The 18,477-nt window shown below is 67.4% G+C and carries 19 protein-coding genes and 2 tRNA genes; 13 read left to right on the forward strand and 8 right to left on the reverse strand.

The annotated features are described in order from the left end of the window. The first annotated feature begins 35 nt into the window (after positions 1-35). Positions 36-812: a DUF1499 domain-containing protein gene (locus ACWIGM_RS25200; protein ID WP_454028705.1), complete on the forward strand. Its 777-nt coding sequence runs from the start codon at positions 36-38 to the stop codon at positions 810-812. 3 nt (positions 813-815) lie between these two features. On the opposite strand, the gene ACWIGM_RS25205 is transcribed toward ACWIGM_RS25200, so the two are convergent. Further along, on the reverse strand, positions 816-1,751 hold the full coding sequence (locus ACWIGM_RS25205; protein WP_454028706.1) for an MBL fold metallo-hydrolase: 936 nt from the start codon (positions 1,749-1,751) through the stop codon (positions 816-818). Positions 1,752-1,860: 109 nt separating this feature from the next. Between ACWIGM_RS25205 and ACWIGM_RS25210 the strand changes: the two genes are divergently transcribed. Further along, complete coding sequence (locus tag ACWIGM_RS25210) at positions 1,861-2,487, forward strand: biotin transporter BioY (protein WP_454028707.1); 627 nt, start codon at positions 1,861-1,863, stop codon at positions 2,485-2,487. Between the two features lie 78 nt (positions 2,488-2,565). Here the strand turns inward: ACWIGM_RS25210 and ACWIGM_RS25215 are convergent, their stop codons facing one another. Then, complete coding sequence (locus ACWIGM_RS25215) at positions 2,566-2,709, reverse strand: hypothetical protein (RefSeq protein ID WP_158673395.1); 144 nt, start codon at positions 2,707-2,709, stop codon at positions 2,566-2,568. Positions 2,710-3,032: 323 nt separating this feature from the next. Between ACWIGM_RS25215 and ACWIGM_RS25220 the strand changes: the two genes are divergently transcribed. Both ACWIGM_RS25220 and ACWIGM_RS25225 read left to right on the forward strand, forming a co-directional pair. Next, complete coding sequence (locus tag ACWIGM_RS25220; protein WP_454028708.1) at positions 3,033-3,350, forward strand: hypothetical protein; 318 nt, start codon at positions 3,033-3,035, stop codon at positions 3,348-3,350. Beyond that, a complete protein-coding gene (locus ACWIGM_RS25225) occupies positions 3,343-4,806 on the forward strand; it encodes a methyl-accepting chemotaxis protein (protein WP_454028709.1) in 1,464 nt (487 codons plus the stop codon). Before ACWIGM_RS25220 ends, ACWIGM_RS25225 begins: the two co-directional genes overlap by 8 nt. Positions 4,807-4,948: 142 nt before the next feature. Here ACWIGM_RS25225 and ACWIGM_RS25230 read toward each other — a convergent pair. Then, a tRNA-Pro gene (locus ACWIGM_RS25230) sits at positions 4,949-5,025 on the reverse strand. 177 nt (positions 5,026-5,202) lie between these two features. On the opposite strand from ACWIGM_RS25230, the gene ACWIGM_RS25235 reads away from it, so the two are divergent. Continuing rightward, positions 5,203-5,277 (forward strand) — tRNA-Gln (locus tag ACWIGM_RS25235). Positions 5,278-5,361: 84 nt separating this feature from the next. Further along, a complete protein-coding gene (locus tag ACWIGM_RS25240) occupies positions 5,362-6,084 on the forward strand; it encodes a GntR family transcriptional regulator (protein WP_454028710.1) in 723 nt (240 codons plus the stop codon). Positions 6,085-6,114: 30 nt separating this feature from the next. On the opposite strand, the gene ACWIGM_RS25245 is transcribed toward ACWIGM_RS25240, so the two are convergent. The 5 genes from ACWIGM_RS25245 to ACWIGM_RS25265 form a co-directional block, all read right to left on the reverse strand. Beyond that, on the reverse strand, positions 6,115-7,635 hold the full coding sequence (locus tag ACWIGM_RS25245; RefSeq protein ID WP_454028711.1) for a tripartite tricarboxylate transporter permease: 1,521 nt from the start codon (positions 7,633-7,635) through the stop codon (positions 6,115-6,117). Between the two features lie 4 nt (positions 7,636-7,639). Further along, a complete protein-coding gene (locus tag ACWIGM_RS25250; protein WP_454028712.1) occupies positions 7,640-8,131 on the reverse strand; it encodes a tripartite tricarboxylate transporter TctB family protein in 492 nt (163 codons plus the stop codon). 67 nt (positions 8,132-8,198) lie between these two features. Continuing rightward, on the reverse strand, positions 8,199-9,149 hold the full coding sequence (locus tag ACWIGM_RS25255; RefSeq protein WP_454028713.1) for a Bug family tripartite tricarboxylate transporter substrate binding protein: 951 nt from the start codon (positions 9,147-9,149) through the stop codon (positions 8,199-8,201). Between the two features lie 77 nt (positions 9,150-9,226). Continuing rightward, positions 9,227-10,159, reverse strand: coding sequence for a methylisocitrate lyase (prpB, locus tag ACWIGM_RS25260; RefSeq protein ID WP_454028714.1), 933 nt, complete (start codon positions 10,157-10,159; stop codon positions 9,227-9,229). 6 nt (positions 10,160-10,165) lie between these two features. Next, on the reverse strand, positions 10,166-11,617 hold the full coding sequence (locus ACWIGM_RS25265) for a bifunctional 2-methylcitrate dehydratase/aconitate hydratase (protein WP_454028715.1): 1,452 nt from the start codon (positions 11,615-11,617) through the stop codon (positions 10,166-10,168). 212 nt (positions 11,618-11,829) lie between these two features. On the opposite strand from ACWIGM_RS25265, the gene ACWIGM_RS25270 reads away from it, so the two are divergent. The 7 genes from ACWIGM_RS25270 to ACWIGM_RS25300 all read left to right on the forward strand — a co-directional run bounded on the left by ACWIGM_RS25270 (position 11,830) and on the right by ACWIGM_RS25300 (position 18,477). Further along, positions 11,830-12,801, forward strand: a complete 972-nt coding sequence (locus tag ACWIGM_RS25270; RefSeq protein WP_454028716.1) for a tripartite tricarboxylate transporter substrate binding protein — start codon at positions 11,830-11,832, stop codon at positions 12,799-12,801. 34 nt (positions 12,802-12,835) lie between these two features. Beyond that, positions 12,836-13,261, forward strand: coding sequence for a tripartite tricarboxylate transporter TctB family protein (locus ACWIGM_RS25275; protein WP_454028717.1), 426 nt, complete (start codon positions 12,836-12,838; stop codon positions 13,259-13,261). Then, on the forward strand, positions 13,262-14,764 hold the full coding sequence (locus tag ACWIGM_RS25280) for a tripartite tricarboxylate transporter permease (RefSeq protein ID WP_454028718.1): 1,503 nt from the start codon (positions 13,262-13,264) through the stop codon (positions 14,762-14,764). A 145-nt stretch (positions 14,765-14,909) separates the two neighbouring features. After that, positions 14,910-15,134: a hypothetical protein gene (locus ACWIGM_RS25285; protein ID WP_454028719.1), complete on the forward strand. Its 225-nt coding sequence runs from the start codon at positions 14,910-14,912 to the stop codon at positions 15,132-15,134. A gap of 162 nt (positions 15,135-15,296) precedes the next feature. After that, positions 15,297-16,211, forward strand: coding sequence for a LysR family transcriptional regulator (locus tag ACWIGM_RS25290; RefSeq protein WP_454028720.1), 915 nt, complete (start codon positions 15,297-15,299; stop codon positions 16,209-16,211). Between the two features lie 227 nt (positions 16,212-16,438). Continuing rightward, positions 16,439-16,909 (forward strand): NAD(P)H-dependent oxidoreductase subunit E, encoded by a 471-nt coding sequence (locus ACWIGM_RS25295; RefSeq protein WP_454028721.1) that lies wholly within the window; start codon positions 16,439-16,441, stop codon positions 16,907-16,909. Then, positions 16,906-18,477, forward strand: a complete 1,572-nt coding sequence (locus ACWIGM_RS25300) for a formate dehydrogenase beta subunit (protein WP_454028722.1) — start codon at positions 16,906-16,908, stop codon at positions 18,475-18,477. Before ACWIGM_RS25295 ends, ACWIGM_RS25300 begins: the two co-directional genes overlap by 4 nt.

Genomic DNA, 18,477 nt, shown 5'->3' on the forward strand with positions numbered 1-18,477 from the left:
TTGCCTTCCTCCCGGTGCTCCGCCACCTAAGAGACATGCACCGTCGTCTCGTCTTCGAGGAGCCGATTTCGCGCGCGGCGATCTGGAGCCGGCGGCTGGCGCTGTTCGGGCTGACGGTCGTCGCGCTCGCCGTATTGATCTTCCGCTTCGGCCAGCCCTCGGTCGAGCGGCTGGCCCCGATCGCGGGGGCCTATCTCTTCGTCGGGCTCGCCTTCCTGCTCGCGCTCGCCGCCTTCGTCAGGATCTGGCAGGACGGGCATCGTGGCATCGGTATTGCGGTTCAGGCCTTCGTGCTCTGTCTGCTATTGCTCGCGCCTGTCGCCTATGGCGGCTTCCAGCTCGCGACCCTGCCGCTGATGAGCGATGTCTCGACCGATATCGACGAGCCGCCGGCCTTCAGCCGCTCGCGCGTGGCGCTCGGCGCCAGAGGCGGGGTCGTGCCAGCCGATGTTCCGGCCGAGCGCCGCAAGGCGCAGCGCCAGGGTTATCCGAAGGCGCTGCCGATCGTGCTCGAACTGCCGGCGGAAATCGCCTACGACATCGCCCGCAAGGCTTCAGTCAATCTCGGCTGGCAGGTACTGGAAGGCGCGGCGCCGGGCGGGCGCAGCGGGGCAGGGCGGCTCGATGCCGTCGCGCGCTCGCGCGTACTGCGTCTCGTCGATGACATCACCATCCGCATCCGGCCGCGTGCCGATGGCAGCCGCATCGATATCCGCTCTGCCTCGCGGCTGGGCGGCTTCGACTTCGGCGCCAATGCAAGGCGGATCGCGGCGTTCGAGGAGGAGGTCAAACTCCTCGTGGAGCTACGCTGAGCCTCAAGCCAGCCGGTAGCGGCTCGCCAGCAGCGGTGCCCCGTCGTCGCAGAGGACGACGCCGCGCTCGACCAGATCCTCGAGCTGGGCCAGCACCGAGAGCGAGGCGGCGCCGAGCAGGCGAGCTGGCAACTCCTGATAGATCGGCGGGACCATCTCGGCGATCGTCTCGTCGCCGGCCTGCAGGCGGCTGATAATGGCCGCCTCGCGCAGGCGCCGGTGCTGCACCAGTCCGCGCAGGAAGCGCTGGGGCTCACGCACTGGGCCGCCATGGCCGGGCCAGTAGAGCCGGTCCTCGCGGCCGCGCAATTTCTCGATCGAGGCCATATAGGCGACCATCGAGCCGTCGGGCGGGGCGACGATCGTGGTCGACCAGGCCATGACATGGTCGCCGGAGAACAGGATGTTCTCTTCCGGCAATGCAAAGGCGAGGTGGTTGGCGGTGTGGCCGGGGGTTTCCAGCGCCTGGAGCGTCCAGCCGGGCCCGGAGACGGCGTCGCCCTCGGCCATGACGAGATCGGGCGCGTAGTCCCTGTCGGCGGAAGCGTCGAGCGGGTTGATCTCGCCGAGGACAAGCTCGCGCGCCGGCCGATGCAGGCTGCAGCCGACGATGCGCGCGCCGGTCGCCGCCTGGACGGCGCGCGAGGCCGGCGAATGGTCGCGATGGGTATGGGTGATGACGATGTCGGTGACGGTCTCGCCGGCGATGGCCGCGAGCAGACGCTCGACATGGCCGGGGTCGTCCGGGCCGGGATCGATGATCGCGATCCTGCCGCGGCCGACGATATAGCTGCAGGTACCGGTGAAGGTCATCGGCCCGCCATTCCCCGCGATCAGGCGGCGCACCAGCGGCGACAGCTGCACGAGTTCGCCGGATGCCGCGCCGGGGTCGCGGTCGAAATCGAGTGGCTCGTCGGCGTCGGAAGTGGAGCTGGGCATCTGCGCATCCGGAAGCGGGCATGATCGCCGGCTTGTCGGCCGGCGGGCCATTTCCTATAGACGAACGAGCCGGGCGTCGACGGCGCCCGAAGAAGAAGGACGAGATCCGATGGCCGAGACGCTGCCACTGCCCGCCACCTCCATGGTCAACGCGGCCCTGCCGGCCCTGTCGGATCCGCGCACGCGTGTGCTGCGCAATGTCGCGCTCGCCGTCGTCGGCAGCCTGCTGATCATCGCCGCCGCCAAGGTCAAGGTGCCGTTCTGGCCAGTGCCGATGACGTTGCAGACGCTGGCCGTGCTCGGTCTCGGCGCCGCCTATGGCGCGCGTCTCGGCGCCGCTACCGTCGCGCTCTACATCGCCTATGGCCTATTCGGCCTGCCGGTCTTCACCAATACCCCGCCGGTCGCGGCCGGCCCGCTCTATCTGCTGGGGCCGACGGGCGGCTTCCTGATCGGCTTCGTCGCCGCGGCGGCGATCGCCGGCTGGGCCGGCTCGCGCGGTGCTTCGCTCCTGCGTCTCGCCGGTGGCGTGGTGCTGGCCGAGATCGTGCTGATGGTGCTCGGCTTCGCCTGGCTGGCGCTCGGTGCGCAGATGGCGAGCGGGGCGACCGGCATCGGCTTCGCCAAGGCCTGGGCCGCCGGCGTGCAGCCCTTCCTGCTCGGCGACCTGATCAAGGCGGCGCTGGCGGCGAGCCTGGTCGGGGCCGGCTGGTCGGTCCTGAAGCGCCGCAGCTGAGTCGCACGGCACCGCAGAATCAGAAAGCCGGGGCTCTGCCCCGGCTTTTTTGTTGCCTGCGCGATCGCTCGGAGAAGGTCAGCCCGCCGGCTTCTGGCCGGTGCAGACCTTCTTCACCGGCTGCAGGAACATGTCGAGTTCCATCATGTTGCCGCAGCGGTCGCAGCCGGCGAGCAGCGTCGTGAGGCCGAGGACGGCGATGAGGCGGAAGGCGGATTTCATGCGAGCGCGGCTCCAGATTGCGGCGCGAGCATAGCGGTGGAGCAACTGCCGCGCCACTGGAGCCTGCCGCATTGCGGTGAAGACGACGTGGCACGGCACGCTGCAGCAGCCGTCCAGGGATTTGTAGCGCCGCTTTCGGCCCGTTCAGCCGCGGCATGCGTCATGGCTCGGACGGCGTCAGTCTTTGTCTGGCCGGATGCTCTCGCGATCACGCTATCGCGCATGGCGCAATAGTAATCGATCCCGTTTACGAGTTGTAAAGCCGAACAACCACACTCTTACCGTGGTATCTTCACTGCTGATCGATTGCCGGGGGGCACGCGATGCGTGAGATCGGCTTTGGCCTGATTTTAGGCCTGGTCATGGCGCTGGCCGCGTTCCTGGTTGCAGCCTGGCCGGTGCCAGGGCAACCGATCGCCGCCTTCTTCCCTGCGGGCACCTCCCAGCCGGAGATGGCGAACGCCATCTCGCAGGCCGGCGGCAGCATCCTGCAACTGGACGCGGCTGTCCCGGTGGCGATCAGCGTCGGCGACAGTGGCGACTATGCTGCTTCGCTCTATCGGGCCGGGGCGTGGCTCGTGGTCGACGGCTCATTGGCCGAAGCGTGCATTCGGCGGGCAAGGAGCGTGGTCCGTGGGTGAGGTCGAGCGGCTCCGTACGCGCTTCGCCAGGCTCCTGATCGCGATCCTGTGGGGGAACGCGGCCCTGCTCCTGATCGTCGGCCTTCCCGTTGAGGGAGCGTCGTACATGCCGACGTTTTCGGCCGCGGGGGCAGGGCTCGCGATCCTTGTGACGCTCTCCTGGCGGGTCGACCGCATTGGCTGGGTCACACGTCAGACCTCCAGCATCGCGCTGGTCGGTCAGGTCATGCTGCTGGTCTATGCCTTCGGCGGGCACCCCTACCAGGCCGACCTGCACATGTATTTCTTCGCCATGCTGGCGGTGCTGGTCGGCTGGCTCGACTGGCGCATCTTCCTGCCGGCGACGCTCGCCATCACCGTCCACCATCTCGCCCTGAGCCTGTTCTATTCGATCGGCGTCTTCCCGGGCGGCAATGACGTTCGGCGCGCTTTTCTGCATGGCGCCATCGTCGCGGTTCAGGCTGCGGCGCTGACCTGGATCGTCTGGTCGCTGCGGCAGGCAGTCGAGGCCTCCGAGCGGGAGCGCGCCGAGGCGACCGCGGCCAGGACGATCGCCGACGAGGCGCGCAAGGATGTCGCGGAAACGACAGCGCATGCGGCACATGAGCGGCGACGCATCCTGCATGACCTCGCCAACGAGTTCGAGCGCAAGATCGCCGGCATCGCCCGGGCGGTCATCGCATCGATCTCGTCCCTGCGGGCCGCGTCCGAGCAGATGCGCACCGGCGCCGCCGAGGTGTCGCAGCGCTCGAGCGCGGCATCGGCGGCGTCGCGCCAGTCGTCCTCGAACGTCATCGCCATCACCAATGCCACGTCAGAGCTGGCCAGTTCGTTCACCGAAGTCGATCGTCAGGTGAACGAGGCTGCGCGCCTCGTCGGCGATACCACCCAGCAGGCGCTGACCGTACTCGACCGGGTCGGCGATCTCTCGCGCAAGGTCCAGGAGATCGGCAACGTCACCCATGTGATCTCGACCATCGCCCGGCACACCAACCTGCTGGCCCTCAACGCGTCGATCGAGGCGGCCCGGATCGGCAGCATGGGCGGCGGCTTTGCCGTGGTCGCGCACGAGATCAAGGGACTTGCCTCCGAGACCTGGCGGGCGACCGAGCAGATCCAGAGCCAGATCGACGCGATCAGCCTGTCCGGGGCCGATGCGGTCAAGGCGATCGATACGATGACGGCGACGATCGACACGCTCAACCAGATCTCGGGCGCGGTCGCGATGGTGGTGGAGCAGCAGAACATCGCGACGGCCGGCATCGCAGAGCATGTGAAGCAGGCCGCGAGCGAGACCGTCACGGCCGGCGGACACATCGACATTGTCAGCCGCGTCGCCGAGGAAACCGGTGAAGCTGCCAATCACGTCGCGGATTCCGCCGACGTGCTCTCGCGCCAGTCAGCCGATCTCGACACGGAGGTGGCGCAGTTCCTCGGCCGGATCCGCGTGGCCTAGGGGCGCTGCGAACCGGCGCGGCACGGCATCGAAGCTGTCCGCAAGCCGGCGATAGCTAGAGGAAGGGGCCGTTTCCCTATCGGGACAGATGAAGGCCCGTCAGGGCCATTTCATCAACATCCTGCAATATCTCGGGAAATTTTGGTCGGAGTGGCAGGATTTGAACCTGCGACCCCCTCGTCCCGAACGAGGTGCTCTACCAGGCTGAGCCACACTCCGATCAACTGGTGGCCGGCTTATAGCCAGCCCGCTGCCGCGGCGCAACAGGCAAGGATATGGGTTGTGCAATCTTTTCCGCAAAGGCCGGGCTGTCCGGTGGTCGGGACGATCGCCGAGGTCCAAAGGGTGATCCGATATTGCGCGGCGCGGCGACGCGCACTAGAAGGCAACGCGCATTGGGGCGTCGCCAAGCGGTAAGGCAGCGGTTTTTGGTACCGCCATTCCCAGGTTCGAATCCTGGCGCCCCAGCCATGCTTTCCAGATATCCGGCGATTCACAGAGCAGAGTTCTGTACTCTCCGCTGCAGTCCCCGCTGTCGAATCGCTCGAGCAAGACATGGTTGAATCGATTCCTCCAATGCCGGGCGGCAAGACCGGAATCGGCGACAAGCTGTACGACGCCCTGACCGGTGCGATCGTCACCGGCGAGATCGCGCCCGGCGAAAAGCTGAGCGAGCCCGTCATCGCCCGCCGCTACGGCATCAGCCGCGCGCCGGTGCGCGAGGCGATTCGCCGCCTGCAGGAGCGCGGGCTGGTGACCTATGTCACCAATCAGGGCGCGCGCGTGGCGCAGCCGACTGCGGCGGAGTTCCTCGCCTTGCTCGATGTGCGCGAGGCCGCGGAAGGCATGGCTGCCCGCCTCGCGGCCGAGAGCATGAGCGATGCCGAGATCGCCGCCCTGCAGGCTCTGGTCCAGGGCCATCGCGGCGAGATCGAGCGCAATCCGCTCGGTGCTTATCTGCAGGACGAGCCCGAGGCCGACTTCCATCGCCGGATCGCCAAGGGCAGCGGCAATCCCATCCTGGCCGAACTGCTCTGCGAGCAGTTCTACCCGCGCCTGCGCCTGTGCCGGCGGCTGCACTCGACCGTGCCGGGCCGCGGCCGCGAGGCCTGGCAGGAGCATCTGCGGATCACGGAAGCGATCGGTCATCGCGACGGCGAACTCGCCGAGATCCTGATGCGGCGCCATATCCGCGCCGCCCGGATGGCGCTCCAGACAGCGCTTGCGAGCGTCGAAGCCGCGCGGCCGGTGAAGCGTCGGCGCAGCTCCGGAGCCTGAGCCAGGACTTATGTCGCTTGCGCCGGCGCGTCAGCCGGCTGACGCTGTCTGTTCCCCGCCCGGAACGGCCTGCCTGCGCCTGTAGGCGAGCAGCGGCGGCACGATCAGTACCAGGGCGGCGATGGCGAGCAGCGAGGCGGAGATCGGCGTGCCGACCAGCACGCTCCAGTCGTCCTGGCTGACGGCGAGCGCCCGCCGCAGCTGGATTTCGGCCTGAGGCCCGAGGATCAGGCCGATCAGCACAGGCGCGATTGGGAAATCATAGACGCGGGCGACATAGCCGATCAGCCCCAGCCCGCACATCAGGGCAAGGTCCATCCACGAGGTCGACAGCCCCCAGACGCCGACCAGCGCGAAGACGACGATGCCGCCATAGATGTAGTGGCGTGGGATCAGCAGCAGCCGCACCCAGATGCCGACCAGCGGCAGGTTGAGGATGAGCAGGATCAGGTTGCCGATATAGAGCGAGGCGATCAGGCCCCAGAGCAAGGTGGGATTGGTGGCGAACAGCATCGGCCCGGGCTGCAGACCATAGTTCTGGAAGGCGGCGAGCAGGACGGCGGCCGTCGCGGTCGAGGGCAGGCCGAGCGTCAGCAGCGGCACCAGGATGCCGGCGGCGGCGGCGTTGTTGGCGGCCTCAGGCCCGGCGACGCCCTCGATCGCGCCATGGCCGAACTCTTCCGGATGCTTCGACAGGCGCCGCTCCAGCGCATAGGAGAGGAAGGTCGGGATCTCGGTGCCGCCGGCCGGGAGCGCCCCGATTGGGAAGCCGATGACGCTGCCGCGCAGCCAGGGCTTCCAGGAGCGGGCCCAGTCCTGCCGCGTCATCCAGTGACCGCCGGAGAGCGGATTGATCGCGGGCGGAGCCGAGGCATGGCGGCTAGCGACATAGAGGGTCTCGCCGATGGCGAAGAGCGAGACCAGTACGACGGTGAAGGAGACGCCGTCGAGCAGTTCGAGCATGCCGAAGACCATGCGCGTCTGGCCGGTCTGGGTGTCGATGCCGATCGTGCCGAGCGCGAGGCCGAAGAACAGCGAGGCAAAGCCGCGCACCAGCGAGCGCCCCATCACCACCGCGACCGAGGTGAAGGACAGCACCATCAGCGCAAAATAATCTTCGGGGCCGAAGACGAAGGCGAGCTCGGCGATCGCCGGCGCCAGGAAGGTGAGGGCGAGCGTGCCGATCGTGCCGGCGACGAACGAACCGATCGCCGCCGTGGCCAGTGCCGCGGCACCGCGGCCGCTGCGGGCCATGCGGTTGCCCTCGAGCGCGGTCATCACCGAGCCGCTCTCGCCGGGCGTGTTGAGCAGGATCGAGGTGGTCGAGCCGCCATAGAGCGCGCCGTAGAGGATGCCGGCGAACATGATGAAGGCCGAGGCCGGATTGACCTGCGCTGTCACCGGCATCAGCAGGGCGATGGTCAGGGCCGGGCCGATGCCTGGCAGGACGCCGACGGCGGTGCCGAGTGCGCAGCCGATGAAGGCCCAGAACAGGTTGATCGGCTGCAGCGCGACGGCAAAACCGCCGATGAGCTGGTTCAGGATGTCCATCGGCTCACCCAATCAGCGGCAGGAAGCCGCCGAGGCTGATCCCGAGGCGGGAGAAACCGAACCAGGCGGCGCTGCCCAACACGAAGCCGATCGCGAGATCGAGCGCGGTGCGGCGTGAGCCGAAGCCATGGGTGACGAGGGTAAAGGCGAGCATCGCCGTCAGCGGAAAGCCGAGCCAGCGCATCGTCAGCAGGGGAATGGCGACCCCGGCCAGCGCCAGCATGAAGGCCGCACGGGACGGTGGCGCCTCGGCCTCGTCGTCGACGGCTGCGAACTCGCCGCGCAGCGCCTGCAGGATGAGGATGATGCCGAGGATCGTCAGGCCGAGGCCGACCGCGAGCACGATCGCCGCCGGGCCGAGGCCGATATAGCTCGTGGTCGAGGCGATGCCGCGCGCGCCGTTGAGCCAGAGCGCGCCCATGATCGCGAGCGCGAGCCCGAGCCACCACGGCTTGTGCTGGCGAGCTTGTCGCTGTGCCTTCTCCGCGTTCGGCATGATCGCCCGCTCCGAAGCTGGTGGGATGCGGCAGGTGGCGCGCGGCCACCTGCCGGCGCTGTGGCAACTACTTCAGGATGCCGACTTCTTTCAGCGCGCTCGTCCAGTTCGCCTCCTCTTCCTTGAGGAAGGCATTGAACTTGTCGCCCGGGAGATAGGCGTCCTCCCAGCCCTGGCTCTTCAGGGTCTCTTTCCAGGCCGGCGTCTCATGCAGCTTGGCGAAGCGCTCGAGCCAGAGCTTCCTGGCAGCCTCGCTCATGCCGGGCGCGCCGACGAAGCCACGCCAGTTGCCGATCTCGACCGGGATGCCGGTCTCCTTCAGCGTCGGCGCATTGATGCCGTCGACGCGCGTCGGCCCGGAGACCGCGATGATCCGGATGCGCCCGGATTCGGCGAATTGCCTGAACTCGGATGCGCCCGAGATCGCCGCCTTGATCTTGCCGCCACCGAGCGCTGCGAGGATTTCACCGCCCGAGAAGGAGACGAAGTTGATCCTGGCGACAGGCGCGCCGGCCTGCTTGGCGAGCAGCGCCAGCATGACGTGATCGGCGCCACCGGCCGAGCCGCCGCCGACCGAGAGCGCGCTCGGATCGGCTTTCAACGCCGCGATGAAGTCCTGCGGCGTCTTGATCGGCGAGTTCGCCGGCACGGCAATGGCATTGTACTCGTTGGTCAGCCGCAGCAGCGGCGTCGTATCGGCCAGCGAGACCGGCGTCTTGTTGGTGATGACGCCGCCGACCATGATCACGCCGGTCACCAGCAGGGCGTTGTCGTCGCCCTTCGCTGTGCGGACGAATTCGGCGAGGCCGATCGTACCGGCTGCACCGCCCTTGTTGGTGAAGGACGCCCCATCGGTGAAGACCTTCGACTGGGCGAAGGCTGCCATGGTGTGGCGGCCGGCGCCATCCCAGCCGCCGCCGGGATTGGCGGGGATCATCACCTTCGCCGGATCGGCGAAGGCCGTCGTCACGCCGAGCGCGAGCACCAGCGCGCCGGTCATCGTCAAACGCTTCAGCATCGTTTCTCCCTCCCGTTGTCGATTACGCCGCCTTGTTCGGCTGGTCGTCTCTTGTCGCGCCGGGCGCGGATGTTTCGTCAGGCGCCGCGTTCGCGCTGCGGCATGCCCTCAGGGATGATCGTTTCGATGATCGAGGCATCGAGCGCCTCGTAGTCGTGCAGGCCGATGGTTCCGTAGAGCTCGGCGCGGGTCTGCATCTCTTCGACCATGGCGTGGGTGCCGCCGTCGCGAGCGAGCGCGGCGTAGAGCTTTTCCTGCGCCCGGTTGGCGACGCGCAGCGAGGAGACCGGCCAGATCACCATGCGATAGCCCATCGCCTCGAACTCCGAGGCGGTGAAGAAGGGTGTGCGGCCGAACTCCGTCATGTTGGCGAGCAGCGGCACGCCGGGCACGCGCCTGGCGAACTCGCGGAACATCTCGGCCGTGTTCAGCGCTTCCGGGAAGATCGCGTCGGCGCCGGCCTCGATGTAGAGCTTCGCCCGGGCGACCGCGCCGTCCATCCCCTCGCTGGCGGCTGCGTCGGTGCGGGCAATCAGATAGAGATGCCGACGGGCCTTGGCGGCGGCGGCGACTTTCGCCGCCATGTCATTGATGTCAGCGAGCTTCTTGTCGTTGAGGTGGCCGCATTTCTTCGGCAGCAGCTGGTCCTCGATATGGACGGCGCCAGCGCCGGCCTCTTCGAAGACGCGGACCATATGCATGACGTTGAGCGCCTCGCCATAGCCGGTGTCGCCGTCGACCAGCAGCGGCAGGCCGCTGGCCCGGGCGATCTGGCGGATGAAGAAGGCGACCTCGTCGACGGTGATGATGCCGAGATCGGGAATGCCCATCGACGCCGTCATCGCCGCGCCGGAGAGGTAGAGACCCTCGAAGCCGGCCGCCCTGGCCTGGAGCGCGGCCATGCCGTTATGGGCGCCGGGCAGGCGCAGGATGCCGCCGCGCTCGACCAGCGCCCGGAAGCGCTGGCCGGCCGGCTCTGTGGGCAGTTCGGAAGCGACGAGATAGGGCATGGGCGCTCAGCTGCAGTAGAGATCGACGTAGTCGTGCACCGGCATCGCCTCGAGCTTTGCCTGGTCGAGCGAGACGTCGAGAATCCCGCGCTGACGCTTCTCGACGAAGCGGCGGGCGAGATTGGTGCGGAACTTCGCCTCGAGCAGCGGGATGCCGTCGGCGCGGCGGCGCTTATGGCCGATCGGGTATTCGACCACGAGCTCGGGCAGCACCGTCCCGTCCTTGAGCGTGACGGTCATGCCGTTGGCGATCGAGCGCTTGTCGGGGTCGTGGTAGTCGCGGGTGAAGGCGGGATCCTCGACGCACTCGATCTTGTCGCGCAGCGCGTCGATGCGCGGGTCGGCGGCGACGTCGTCCTCGTAATCGGCAGCGGTGAGCCGACCGAAGATCAGCGGCACGGCGACCATGTACTGGATGGTATGGTCGCGATCGGCCGGATTGTGCAGCGGGCCGCGCTTGTCGATGATGCGGATGCAGGCCTCGTGGGTCCTGATCCTGATCGAGGCGATGTCGTCGCTGCTGCGTCCCATCTCGCGCAGGCGCTGATGCAGGCTCATCGCCGCCTCGACCGCGGTCTGGGAATGGAACTCGGCAGGATAGGAAATCTTGAACAGCACGTGCTCCATCACATAGGAGCCGTAGGGGCGCTGGAACTTGAAGCTCTGGCCGCGGAACGAGGCGTCGTAGAAGCCCCAGGTCCTGGCCGTCAGCGCCGAGGGGTAGCCCATCTCGCCGGTCCGGGCGATCAAAGCGAGCTTCACCGCGCGGCTGGTGGCGTCGCCTGCCGCCCAGCTCTTGCGCGAGCCGGCATTGGGAGCGTGGCGATAGGTCCGCAGCGCCTGGCCGTCGACGAAGGCGAGCGAGAGCGCATTGACGATCTCGTCACGGCTCAATCCGAGCAGGCCGGCCACCACGGCGGTCGAGGCGACCTTGACCAGGATGACATGGTCGATGCCGACCTTGTTGAAGGCGTTCTCCAACGCCAGGCAGCCCTGGATCTCGTGAGCCTTGATCATCGCGGTCAGCACGTCGTGCATGGTCAGGGCAGGGCGCCCGGCCGTGACCGCGCTGCGTGACAGCCAGTCGGCCACGGCGAGGATGCCGCCGAGATTGTCGGAGGGATGGCCCCATTCGGCGGCCAGCCAGCAATCGTTGAAGTCGAGCCAGCGGATCATCGTGCCGAGATTGAAGGCGGCTTGCACGGGATCGAGCTGATAGGAGGTACCCGGGACGCGGGCTCCGTTCGGCACGATGGTGCCCGGCACGACCGGGCCGAGCAGCTTGGTGCAGGCCGGATATTCCAGTGCCTCGAGCCCACAGCCGAGCGTGTCGATCAGGCAGTTGCGGGCGGTCTCGTAGGCGAGGGCGCTGTCGACACGATAGCTCAGCACGTAGTCGGCGATGTCGACCAGTACGCCGTCCGGAGCCGGCCGTTCGTTGTTGTTGAAACTCGCCATCGTCCGGCCATTCCTCGCATTGCGCCACCTGCTTCGATGCGGATGGCATTTATTGTCGACATAAATTGCATCGAATCGAATGTTTGACAAGCATGAGAGGATCATTAATCTAAAAATTGTCGACAATAGCTTGAGCCGGCTGCTTCTCCGGTTTCGGCGCACGCCCGGGCACAACGGGCGCCAACGACAAGAACAAAGGCCGGAGGAACGTCATGAGGATATCGATCGCCATCTGTTGCGCCGTCATGCTGTCGGCAGCTGCCCAGGCGCAGCAGTTCCAGCCGCAGAATCCGGAATGCATCGCGCCGGCCGCGCCGGGCGGCGGCTTCGACCTGACCTGCCGGCTGACCAGCCGCGTGTTGAACGAGACCGGACTGGTCGGTCCCTCGATCCGCACCACCAACATGCCGGGCGGCATCGGCGCGGTCGCTTACAACGCCATCCAGGCGCAGCGCTCCGCCGATGCGAACGTCATCGTCGCGGTCTCGACCGGCTCCTGGGTCAACCTCGCCCAGGGCAAGTTCGGCCGCTTCAGCGAAGCCGATGTGCGCTGGCTCGGCGCGATCGGTGCCGATTACGGCGTGCTTGCAGTGCGCAAGGACAGCCGCTTCAAATCGCTCGCCGATGTCGTCGAGGCGCTGAAGAAGGATCCCGCCTCGGTCAAGGTCGGCGCCGGCGGCACGGTCGGCAGCCAGGACTGGATGAAGCCGGCGCTCGTCCTGAAGGCGGCCGGCGTCGACCCGCGCAAGATGCGCTACCTGTCCTATGAGGGCGGCGGCGAGGCCATCGGCGCCCTGATAGGTGGCCATATCGACCTCTTCCCGGGCGATGCGTCGGAGGTGCGCGGCCAGCTCGAGGCCGGCGAAATCCGCCTGCTCGCGACCTTCTCGGACAAGCGCCTGCCGGGCGCCTTCGCAGAGGTGCCGACGGCGAAGGAGCAGGGCTACGACGTGCAATGGCCGATCGTGCGCGGCTTCTATGCGCCGCCGAAGGCGCCGGAAGCCTCCTATACCTATTGGACGGGCGTCCTCGCCAAGCTCAATGCCGATCCGCGCTGGCAGAAGGCGCGCACCGAGCAGGGGCTGTTCGAGTTCGACATGGTCGGGCCGGCCTTCGACGCTTTCGCCAAGAAGCGGACGGCCGACTTCCGCGCGCTGGCGGCCGAGGTCGGTCTCGCCAAGTAGCTCGCCTTGCCGAGGAAGCGGAGGCAATGACGCCATGATCGATCGTCTGGTCGGATTGATCTGCATTCTGCTCGGGGGCGGGGCGATCTGGCACGCGCAGACCCTGCATGTGCCGTTCGCCGCCGACCCGGTCGGGCCGCGGCTGTTCCCGACGATCGTCGGCGCCGTGCTGATCCTGGGTGGCTGTGCGCTCGCCATCCGCCCGGGCCGGATCGAGATGGAGTTCGGCGCATGGCCGCGTGCACTGGCGGTGCTGGTCGCGAGCCTGATCTACCCGCTGCTGCTTCTGCCGCTCGGCTTCATCCTGGCGACGGTGCTGCTGTGCTTCGCGGCCGCGCTCGCCTTCCATGCCAGGCCGCTTCCGGCTGCCGTATCCGCCATCGCGACGGCGGTGATCTTCTTCGTGCTGCTCGACAAGGTCCTCGACCTGCCGCTGCCGCGTGGGCCGCTGGGGATCTAGATGGACGCGTTCTCCGCCCTTCTGACCGGCTTCCAGGTCGCGCTCACCCCGCTCAACCTTGCTGTCGCCTTCGCCGGTGTCGCGCTGGGAACAGCGATCGGGGCGCTACCGGGCATCGGGCCGATCAACGCCGTGGCGCTGCTGCTGCCGCTCTGCTTTGCCCTGAAGCTGCCGCCCGAGACGGCGCTGATCCTGCTCGCCGGGCTCTATTACGGCAGCGGCTATGGCGGGCGCATCTCCTCGATCCTGCTCAATATCCCCGGCGATCCCGGGCTGGTGATGACGACGCTCGACGGCTACCCGCTCGCCAAGGTCGGCCGCGGCGCGGCGGCGCTGGCGATCAGCGGCATCGGCAGCTTCGTCGGCGGCACCAGCGCCGTCATCCTGATGACCTTCCTGGCCGTGCCGCTGGCACGGCTCGCCTTGTCCTTCGGCCCGGCCGACTATGTCGCGCTGATGGTTTTGTCGTTCGCGTTGCTAGGCACGATGAGCGAGGGCAAGGCAGTCAAGACCTGGATTTCCGTGGCGCTCGGCCTGCTGCTCGCCATGGTCGGGATCGATGGCGGCAGCGGTGTCGAACGCTTCACCTTCGGCTCGATGGAGCTGCTCGGCGGCATCGATTTCACCAGCCTGACCATCGGCCTCTTCGCCGTCGCCGAGATCCTCGTCCTGGCGGAAGGGATGCTCACCGGCGTGGTCTCGCGCACCGGCGACGGGCCCCGCCTGAGCTGGAAGGAGATCCTGTTCTGCCTGCCGGCCATGCTGCGTGCGACCGGGATCGGCTTCGTCCTCGGCGTGCTGCCCGGGACGGGCGCCTCGGTCGCTTCGGCGATGGCCTATACCGCCGAGAAGCGCGTCTCCGACAAGGGCACGTTCGGCAAGGGCGACATGCGCGGCCTCGCCGCGCCGGAAACCGCCGATAACGCCGCGCAGACCGGTTCGATGGTGCCGATGCTGGCGCTCGGCATCCCCGGTTCGGGCACCACGGCGGTGATGCTCGGCGCCTTCCTGATGTACTCGATCACACCCGGCCCGCTGCTGTTCACGCAACGCCCGGAGGTGGCCTGGGGCCTGATCGCCTCGATGTATATCGGCAACCTGATGCTGCTCGTGCTCAACCTGCCGCTGGTCGGGCTGTTCGCGCGGCTGCTGCTGATCCCAGCCTGGATCCTCTATCCCGGCATCCTCGCCCTGTCCTATGCCGGCGTCTATGCCGTCTCGAACTCGGCCTTCGAGCTCGTCATCACCACCGCCATCGGCATTCTCGCCTATGGCCTGCGCAAGGTCGGCATTCCGCTGATCCCGCTGATGCTGGCCTTCGTGCTCGCCCGGCTGCTCGAGGACAATTTCCGCCGCGCTTTGTCGCTCTCGGACGGTGGCTACGAAATCCTGTTCTCCACCCCGACCAGCATTATCCTGTGGCTTCTGGCGGTGGCCGCCATCGGCCTGCCATTCCTGAGGCAAGTCAGGGAGCGTGGTTCGGTTGGCCTGGCGATGAGGTGACCCTGAAGCGCCAGCGCTTTGCACTCCATCTGCGCCAGGCGCGCGTAACGGGAATGTGAGCGCCGGACAGGTGGCGGCGATGTTGGAAAGCTCCGGGCGGTGACTAGCTCATTCGATGGGCGACTAGGTCACACAGGAGATTGCCATGCTTTCGCGCAAGATCACCGCCCTCACAGCGGCACTTCTGCTTTCGGGAGCGAGTTCCATGGCTTATGCCAGCGAGCTCGGTGCCGAGAGCATCGTGCATGAGCAGGCCCAGAACCAGCGCGCGCTGGCCGAGCAGGCCCAGTACCTCGCCTATCACGACCGCTTCAAAGGCGTGGAGAGCGAGCCGGGCCGCGGCGCAGGCGTGTTGCCGCATCATAACTGAGCGCCCAGGGCGTTCCTCCGGAAGGGGCCGTTTCGGCGGCCCCTTTTCGTTGTGCCTATCGGAGCCATCCAGAATCTGGGAAGACTTGGCTGGAGCGCGCCGCACGAGCTGGAAGCCCGGCCGGAGCCGGCACCTGTCGACGGGAACGCCTGAGATGCGGCCATGATCATCCGCCAGCTGGTCTATCTCGACGCGCTCGCCCGCGAAAAACATTTCCGCAAGGCTGCCGAGGCCTGCCATGTTTCGCAGCCGACCCTCTCGGCCGCGATCGTCCAGCTCGAAGAAGAGCTCGGCGTGATGATCGTCGAGCGTGGCAGGCGTTTCCAGGGGCTGACCAAGGAGGGCGAGGCGGTGCTCGCCCATGCCCGGCGCATTCTCGCCGAGGCCGATCTGATGAAGGAATCGATCGCGGAGCTGCGCGAGGGCGTCAGCGGTCGCATCCGGCTCGGCGCGATCCCGACCGCTCTGCCGATGATCGCGCACATCACCGCCCCGTTCTCCACGCGCTATCCCGAGGTGTCGCTGACGGTGCTGTCGCTGACCTCCGCCGAGATCCAGCAGCGCATCGATGATTTCGAGCTCGATGTCGGCCTGACCTATCTCGACAACGAGCCGCTCGACCGGGTGATCTCCAAGCCGATCTATCTGGAATCCTATGTGCTGCTGACGCGCGAGGACGGTGAGTTCGGCGAGCGCGACACGATCACCTGGGCGGAGGCCGCCGAGCTCAAGCTCTGCCTGCTCACCTCCGACATGCAGAACCGGCGCATCATCGACGGCATCTTCCGTTCGGTCGGGCGCTCGCCGCGGCCGGCGATCGAGACCAATTCGATCTTCAACCTGTGCTCCCATGCCGGCATCCAGGGCGTCGCCAGCATCGTCTCGATCCAGCTGCTCGAATTTTTCGGCGTGCCGATCGGCACCAAGGCGCTGCCGCTGGTCGAACCCGCGGCGCAAAGGACGATCGGCCTCATCGTCGCCGACCGGCAACCCTTCGCCCCACTGGCGCGGAACCTCCTGATGATGACGCGCCCGGTCGCCGAAGCCGCACTGCCGCGGCGGCCGATCGTACGATAGCCTCACCCTATCGCGCTGCAGCGCGGGGTTTTTGTGCGCCGCAAGATCGCGCGATTATCGATCCTTATCAGGCGGATCATGCTATACTCTTCGAGCTGGATCCGGGCTTCGGCGATTTTTGATAGGTTTTGCCTATCGTACGGTTGGAACAAACGATTTGAAGCTGTTCCAAGCTTAGTTCTCAATTCCTCCAATCGAGAGCCGAACCGGCTGGGGACGGAGGAGACATGGCGGCATACCCGGCCTGGGACGAAGACGGCGCTCGCTTGATCATTGCGGGCCTTTCGCATCTCGAAGGAGCGACACTGCCAATCCTCCACGCGCTGCAGGAGGAGTTCGGCTATGTCGATCCGAAGGCTGTGCCGCTGATCGCCGACGCGCTCAACCTGTCGCGGGCGGATGTGCACGGCACCATCACCTTCTATCACGACTTCCGCACCGCACCGCCACCGCGCAAAATCGTCAAGCTCTGCCGGGCCGAAGCCTGCCAGGCGCTCGGCTGCGACACGGTCGTCGACGAACTGGCGCGCGAGCACGGCATCGTCGTCGATGAGCACGGCGGCAGCCGCGATGCGGTGGTCGAGACGGTCTATTGCCTGGGCAATTGCGCGCTCGGCCCCTCTGCCCTGATCGAGGGCGAATTGATCGGCCGGGTCGATGCCGACCGTATCGCGGCGCTGTGCGGAGCGCACCAATGAGCGAAGCGGTCCGCATCTACGTCCCGATCGACGCCGCCGCCCTCTCGGTCGGTGCCGAGGCCGTGGCGCAGGCCATCGCGACGGAGGCACAGGCGCGCGGCATCGCCGCCGAGATCATCCGCAACGGCTCGCGCGGCATGCTCTGGCTCGAGCCGATGGTCGAGGTCGAGACGCCGGAAGGGCGCATCGCCTATGGGCCGGTCGCGGCCAGGGATGTCGCCGCACTGTTCGAGGCCGGTTTCCAGAGCGGTGGCGCACATAGCCTGCGCCTCGGTCCGGTCCATGAGCTCGACTGGCTGAAGCGCCAGCAACGCCTGACCTTCGAGCGCGTTGGCGTCACCGATCCGCTCTCGCTCACCGATTACCGCGCCCATGACGGATTGAAGGGCCTGGAGAAGGCGCTGTCGCTTACCGGAGCCCAGATTGTCGAGGAAGTCCGGGAGTCCGGCCTGCGCGGTCGCGGCGGCGCCGGCTTCCCGACCGGGATCAAGTGGAAGACAGTCCACGACGCAAAGGCGGAGCAGAAATACATCGTCTGCAATGCCGACGAGGGCGATAGCGGCACCTTCGCCGACCGGATGCTGATGGAGGGCGACCCCTTCCTGCTGATCGAGGGCATGGCGATCGCCGCGATCGCGGTCGGCGCGACCAAAGGCTACATCTATCTGCGCTCGGAATACCCGCACGCCCACAAGGCGCTGCAGCGGGCGATCCTTAAGGCGCGCAATGCCGGCGTGCTCGGTGCGTCCGTGCTCGGCTCGGGCAAGGCCTTCGAGCTCGAGGTACGGCTCGGCGCCGGCGCCTATATTTGCGGCGAGGAGACCTCGCTGCTGGAGAGCCTCGAAGGCAAGCGCGCCATCGTCCGGGCCAAGCCGCCGATCCCGGCTCTGCAGGGGCTGTTCGGCAAGCCGACCATCGTCAACAACGTGCTCTCCTTCGCCGCGGTGCCCTGGATCCTGACGCATGGAGCCAAGGCTTATGCCGATTACGGCATGGGCCGCTCCCGCGGCACGCTGCCGGTCCAGCTCGGCGGCAATGTCAGGCGGGGCGGGCTGATCGAGCTCGCCTTCGGCATCTCGTTGCGCGAGATCATCGAGGATCTGGGCGGCGGCACGCTCTCGGGCCGGCCGATCCGGGCGGTGCAGGTCGGCGGGCCGCTCGGTGCCTATCTGACCGAAAAGCAACTCGACACGCCGATGGACTACGAGGCGCTGGCCGGCATCCGGGCAATGCTCGGCCATGGCGGCATCGTCGTCTTCGACGACAGCGTCGACATGGCGAGGCAGGCCCGCTTCGCTTTCGAGTTCTGCGCCAAGGAAAGCTGCGGCAAGTGCACGCCCTGCCGCATCGGCGCGACGCGCGGTGTCGAATTGGTCGACAGGATCATTGCGGGTACCGAACGGCCGAAGAACCTCGCCGTGCTGCGCGATCTCAACAAGCTGATGACCGACGCCTCGCTCTGCGCCATGGGCGGCCTCACCCCGATGCCGGTGACGAGCGCGCTCAACCATTTCTTCGAGGATTTCGACCGCCCGCCGGCGCCTAAGCTGCCGCTCGCGGCCGAGTGA

It is taken from the genome of Allobosea sp. NPDC055332, from assembly GCF_053645455.1.